Origin of the sequence: Proteus myxofaciens ATCC 19692 (assembly GCF_001654855.1) — a bacterium.
Taxonomy (GTDB): Bacteria; Pseudomonadota; Gammaproteobacteria; order Enterobacterales; family Enterobacteriaceae; genus Proteus; species Proteus myxofaciens.
Genome location: NZ_LXEN01000187.1, coordinates 1 through 1,219, shown reverse-complemented (window position 1 = coordinate 1,219; position 1,219 = coordinate 1). Strand labels below are relative to the sequence as shown.

1 protein-coding gene is annotated in these 1,219 nt (G+C 21.7%); it reads right to left on the bottom strand.

Annotated features, from left to right (window positions below):
* Positions 1 to 106 precede the first annotated feature (106 nt).
* The coding region (locus M983_RS16545; protein ID WP_066753605.1) for an oligosaccharide flippase family protein at positions 107 to 1,219 on the bottom strand (1,113 nt) is incomplete at its 5' end.

Sequence of the window (1,219 nt, the reverse complement as noted above, 5' to 3'; positions counted from 1 at the left end):
TATACTATCTAAAGCTTTTTCTAGAAAATGAGGTCTTCCATATGTAGGAATTATTACAGATACTAAAGGAGTTCTATGTGATTCAATTAATTTGTTCATTTTAATTTTACTCTTTTATATGTTTTTTTGAAAAATTAAAAATTATATAAATTGTTTTTATATGCATAAAAAAAACTAATTTATTTTTAAAAAAATAATTAAATACTGTAAGGGAAACAATTTCAATTAAAATACTAGCTAATACGGCACCAGTAATAGCATATTCTTTTATTAAAACATACGTTAACAGAATACCCAAAAAAGAAGTAAAAAACATTTTTTTAGAAAGAAATGAATACCCAGAAAAAGCAACTATATAGCGATATGAAACAATGCCTAAACTAGAGAAAACAGAGGCTATTGACAAATAAAAAATTATATTAGCTGACTCAATGTAATCTATTCCATATAATATTAAGATTATTTTTTCTCCAAAAAAATATATAAATATTAAGTATAATACAGATATAAAAATAATAAATAAATTAAGATAAGCAGTTAATTGTAATATTTCGTTTTTATTATTTTTACTATATATTTTTGTAAAATAAGATGTTATTACTGCTTGTGGTAAAAATAGCCAAGCATAGGCTAGTGTTGATGCTACTGTATATATTCCTAGAGCATAGTTAGATATTAATAAAGAAAGGAAAATTTGAGATATTTTTGAATAAACTGAAATTGAAACATTTGATATTGATATAGGTAAACCCTGTCTCATTAAATAAATAATATATGGTTTCCTTTTTTTTATTTTCTTTAGCGCTATTTTTCTATGAAAATAGATACATCTAAATATAAAAGGTAATAAGGTCGTAAGGATAATTGGAATTGAAAAATATATTATATTTAACTCAAATAGAACGATTAAATATCGTAATAATAATGATATTGAAATACCTATAATGTTAAAAAGAACATTAATTTTTGACTGTAATATTGCATTAAAATAAATAGCATAATGGTCAATAGCTAGAAACAAATAAGAGAAAGCAACCGATATTGTAAAAATTATTGTTATATGATCTTTTGTGGTATATATGCTATATAAAGTAAAAAGAATAGATATTAATATATATAATAAAATTCTTAATTCTATTGTCGAGAGCATTAGACTAATACCGGAATCTCTATTTTTACTTATTCTTTTAAACAATATAGGTATTTCAATATCATTATT